General features: G+C 68.1%; 6 protein-coding genes. 5 read left to right on the top strand and 1 reads right to left on the bottom strand.

Going from position 1 to position 4,091, the window contains the following annotated elements; genetic code table 11:
* Nucleotides 1-626: hypothetical protein (locus ACGFMK_RS48065; RefSeq protein WP_392778491.1), on the bottom strand; the 626-nt coding region annotated here is incomplete at its 3' end.
* A 239-nt stretch (nucleotides 627-865) separates the two neighbouring features.
* On the opposite strand from ACGFMK_RS48065, the gene ACGFMK_RS48060 reads away from it, so the two are divergent.
* The 5 genes from ACGFMK_RS48060 to ACGFMK_RS48040 are packed head-to-tail and all read left to right on the top strand — an operon-like array spanning nucleotide 866 to nucleotide 3,990.
* The gene (locus ACGFMK_RS48060; RefSeq protein ID WP_392778490.1) at nucleotides 866-2,419 is read left to right on the top strand and encodes a phage tail sheath family protein; all 1,554 of its coding nucleotides are present in this window, start codon (nucleotides 866-868) and stop codon (nucleotides 2,417-2,419) included.
* Nucleotides 2,420-2,422: 3 nt separating this feature from the next.
* On the top strand, nucleotides 2,423-2,863 hold the full coding sequence (locus ACGFMK_RS48055; RefSeq protein WP_392778488.1) for a phage tail protein: 441 nt from the start codon (nucleotides 2,423-2,425) through the stop codon (nucleotides 2,861-2,863).
* 23 nt (nucleotides 2,864-2,886) lie between these two features.
* Complete coding sequence (locus ACGFMK_RS48050) at nucleotides 2,887-3,354, top strand: phage tail protein (RefSeq protein WP_392778484.1); 468 nt, start codon at nucleotides 2,887-2,889, stop codon at nucleotides 3,352-3,354.
* Nucleotides 3,355-3,388: 34 nt separating this feature from the next.
* Complete coding sequence (locus ACGFMK_RS48045; RefSeq protein ID WP_392778515.1) at nucleotides 3,389-3,817, top strand: phage tail assembly protein; 429 nt, start codon at nucleotides 3,389-3,391, stop codon at nucleotides 3,815-3,817.
* Nucleotides 3,814-3,990: a DUF6760 family protein gene (locus ACGFMK_RS48040; RefSeq protein WP_392778512.1), complete on the top strand. Its 177-nt coding sequence runs from the start codon at nucleotides 3,814-3,816 to the stop codon at nucleotides 3,988-3,990. The genes ACGFMK_RS48045 and ACGFMK_RS48040 overlap by 4 nt, the downstream gene beginning before the upstream one ends.
* Nucleotides 3,991-4,091 lie beyond the last annotated feature (101 nt).

Here is a 4,091-nt window from a genome sequence, read left to right as displayed (position 1 = left end):
TGGTAAAGCCCGTGCTGCTCGTCGTAGTAGATGCCCTTGACCGGGTGGGTCTTGTGCTCGAAAACCTGCGTCTTCTCGTCCTTCAGGAACAGCCGGCCCGACTTGTCCTTCAGGAACCCGTCCACCTCAGTGAACTTCGGATACGGCTCACCGTGCTGGTAGAGCCCTTGCTGCTCGTCGTAGTAGATGCCCTTGACCGGGTGGGTCTTGTGCTCGAAAACCTTTGTCTTCTCGTCCTTGAGGAACATCTGGCCGTGCGCGTCCTTCAGGAACCCGTCCACCTCGGTGAACGCAACGGCCGGCACGGGAGTAGCGGCCTCGGCGGGAGTGGCGGCCGCCGGCGGCGCCCAATTTTCACGCTTGATGAACTCCTTGGCGAACTCCTCGGGATTGCCGAAGAATTCGCCCTCCTTGAGCGCGAGTTGAGCGGCGACCAGCTTCGCGAGCTCGTCGATCGCGCTGTTCTCCACATCGCGTTCTTTCAACTGCAGCCGGAACTTCTCGTCGAAGTCGGCGTGGGACGGTTTTTCCGCCCCGTCGCGGAGGTACATGTCGTGCAGCGACGCGTGCACCCGACGCGAATCGTCCTTGTCGTTGATCTGCTTCGCTACGTCGTCGAGCGCCATCGCCACTCCTCGTCACGGATGCACGGACCAGGCGATGGTGCCGCGTGCGGCACCGGATGCGCACGCACGATCGGACAAGATGCCGGGCGGCCCGCCGGCCAAGCGGACGGGCCGGTCCCGGTCTTCCCCCGCGCGTCCGCGGGTTGCTCGATGGACCGGCCGATCGCTTCTGCGCCCGCGGGTCGTGAACGATCAGAGTGGGCGAGCCGAGAGCTTGCCGACCCATGGGAGAAGCGGTCATGCCCAACTACTTGTCACCCGGCGTGTACACCGAGGAGGTGTCGTCGGGATCGAAACCCATCGAAGGGGTGGGCACGGCGATCGCGGGCTTCGTCGGCTTCGCCGAGCGCGGACCGGTCGACGAGCCCGTGCTGGTGACCAACTGGACCCAGTTCACCCAGGCGTTCGGCGGCTTCCTGCCCGACGGGTACCTCGCCCACGCGGTGTACGGCTACTTCCTCAACGGCGGCGGTTCGGCGTACGTGGTGCGCATCGGCGGCGGCGGTGACGACACCGACGACAGCGGCAACGGGGAGCCGAAGCAGCTGCAAGCCGGGCGCGCCGCGGCGGCCGACCTGGCGGGCACGGGCCCGGGCAAGCCGTTGCGGGTGCGGGCCAAGCAGCCGGGACCGGAGGGCAACGCGCTGGTCGTCGACGTGCAGGAGGCGTCCGAGCCCGCTGACGACACCTTCAAGCTGGTGGTGCGCGGAGCCGGCGTCGAGGAGGTCTACGACAACGTCAGCGTGCGCAAGGGCGCGTCGCACGTGGCGACCGCCCTGCGGCAGTCCAAGTTGATCACCGTCGAGGACACCCGCTCCGGCACGCTCGCCGTACCGGTACGGGGAACGCAGGTCACGCTCAGTGGCGGGGACGCCGCCGAGCCGCTCCCGGTCCGGCCGTCGGACTACGTCGGCGACGCCGGCGACCGGACCGGGTTCGCCGGGCTGGAGGCGATCGACGACATCACGATGCTGTGCGTGCCGGACCTGATGAGCGCCTACCAGCGGGGCGCGATCGACGAGGACGGCGTGAAAGCCGTGCAGACGGCCATGATCGCGCACTGCGAACTGATGTCCGACCGCGTGGCCATCCTCGACCCGCTGCCCGGCCTGAGGCCGCAGCGGCTGAAGGACTGGCGCATGAACGACGCCGGCTACGACTCGAAGTACGCGACGCTGTACTGGCCGTGGTTCACCGTGATGGGCCCCGGTGGCAAGCCCCTGAACGTCCCGCCGTCCGGCCACATCGCCGGGGTGTGGGCGCGCAACGACGACACGCGCGGTGTGCACAAGGCCCCCGCCAACGAGGTGGTGCGCGGCGTGATCGACCTGCCGTGCGGGCTGACCCGGCGCGAACACGACGCGCTGAACCCGGTCGGCATCAACTGCGTGCGGTCCTTCCCCGGACAGGGCATCCGGGTGTGGGGCGCGCGCACGCTGTCCAGCGATCCGGAATGGCGCTACGTCAACGTGCGCCGGCTGTTCAACTACGTCGAGAAGTCCATCCTGAACGGCACGAACTGGGTCGTGTTCGAGCCCAACGACCGGTACCTGTGGAGCGCGGTGAACCGGACCGTCGGCATGTTCCTGCGGCGGGTGTGGCGCAGTGGCGCGCTGTTCGGCAACACCCCGGAGGAGGCCTTCTACGTCAAGTGCGACGCCGAGAACAACCCCGAAGAGGACCGCGACGCCGGGGTACTCACCGTGGACATCGGCATCTCGCCGGTGAAACCGGCCGAGTTCGTGGTCTTCCGGCTCTCGCAGTTCTCCGAAGGCACCGCGCTGCAGGAGTGACGCGTGGCGACCTCGCAGTACGTCAGCGCGGCGCGGTTCGTGATCACGTGCGAAGGCTGGGCGGTCGGACTGGGCTTCTCCGAAATGGTCGGGTTCAGCTCCGTCGTCGATTTCCAGGAATACTCCTACAACGGCCGGATCGGCAACATCCACACCAAACAGTTCGGCCGGGCGAAACCGCCGTCGGTGACGCTGAAACGGGCGCTGGACGCCCCCGGGTTCGGTCAGCTCTTCGCGTGGCATTCCCTGGCCAGGATCAACAGCCCGCTGGCGAAGGTACCGGCGGCCTTCGTGATCATGGACGCCGCCGGCGAGACCACCGCGTCCTGCATCCTGGAGAACGCCTGGTGCGCCAAGCTGGAACTCGACGCGGCCACCGCCGGCTCGTCGAGCATCGTGATGATGAGAACGACCATCGAATGTGATTCGGTCCTGCTGGCCTGAGTGGCCGGGAAAGGAGTGCTGCCATGTCCGCCGCGACCACCCAACCTCAGGTCGTCACCGCGGCCCGGTTCTACCTCAGCTTCACGAACCTGGGCACGATCGCGTTCTCCGAACTGCAGGGTATCAGCTCGAAAGTCGCCGCACAGGAGTACATCTACAACGACGATAAGGGAAACACCATCCACACCAAGCAGTTCGGCAAGACCGAGCCGCCGGTCGTGACGCTGCGGCGCGGCCTGGACGCGGCGGGCAACGCCAAGCTGATGGCGTGGCACGCGATGGCCCGCACGGGCGATCCCACGGCCCGCGGCGACGGCACGCTCACCGTGATGGACACCTCCGGCAAGGAGTCGATCGTCTACTCGCTGCACAACGCCTGGTGCTCCGAACTCCAGGTGAGCGGGATGAAAGCCGGGGACTCGGCGGTCGCGACCATCGAGTGCAAGGTGACCTGCGAGAGCATCGCCGTATCGCCGCCCGCGACGGCGTGAGCACCCCGCCGTGACCAGAAAGGGTGCCACGGAGATGTTTCCCCCGGACCTGTCCTTCGCGACGATGCCGGCCTCCGGTGCCGGCGTCAGCGGCCTGCGCACGGAATTCCCCTTCCAGCTGCCTCGCGGTTTCGTCGACGAACGCGGTGTGCTCCACCGGGAGGGCGCGATGCGCCTGTCCACGGCCCGCGACGAGATCACGACGCAGGTCGACCCCAGGGTCCGGCAGAACCCGGCCTACCTGACCGTGTTGCTGCTGGAGCGCACCGTGGTGCGGCTGGGCGGGCTGCCGGTGATCGACGCCCTCGTGGTGGAGGGGCTGTTCTCCTCGGACCTGGCGTTCCTGCAGGACCTCTACCGCCGGATCAACCAGCACGGCCACACCGAGGCCGAGGTCGCCTGCCCGTCGTGCGGGCACGAGTTCGCGGTGGACGTGGCCGGTGATGCGGTGGGGGAAGCCTGACGTACGGCCTCCCCCGGCTGTGGGAGGAGATCACGTACCTCGCGTACTACCTGCACTGGCCGTTCGGCGAACTGGCCGACCTCGACCACCGCTCGCGGGAGACGGTGATCACCGAGGTCGGCCGGATCAACGAACAGCTCAACGCGGGCCGACAGCCGCCGGCACCGTCCTGACACACCTGGAGATCCGATGTGGTGGCCGTTCCGCACCCGCCGAGCGCGGGTACCGAGGCAGCTCCCGGCGCGGGCGCCCCGGCCCGCCCGGCAGTGGCGGG

Origin of the sequence: Amycolatopsis sp. NPDC049252 (genome assembly GCF_043197175.1) — a bacterium.
Classification (GTDB): Bacteria; Actinomycetota; Actinomycetes; order Mycobacteriales; family Pseudonocardiaceae; genus Amycolatopsis.
Note: the sequence above shows the minus strand (reverse complement) of the source record. Positions and strands in the feature narration are given on the sequence as shown.

What these genes read in the sequence shown, in the direction of transcription:
- ACGFMK_RS48050 (WP_392778484.1), top strand. Translation starts at nt 2,887, where the DNA reads ATGTCCGCCGCGACCACCCAACCTCAGGTCGTCACCGCGGCCCGGTTC.
- ACGFMK_RS48045 (WP_392778515.1), top strand. Translation starts at nt 3,389, where the DNA reads ATGTTTCCCCCGGACCTGTCCTTCGCGACGATGCCGGCCTCCGGTGCC.
- ACGFMK_RS48060 (WP_392778490.1), top strand. Translation starts at nt 866, where the DNA reads ATGCCCAACTACTTGTCACCCGGCGTGTACACCGAGGAGGTGTCGTCG.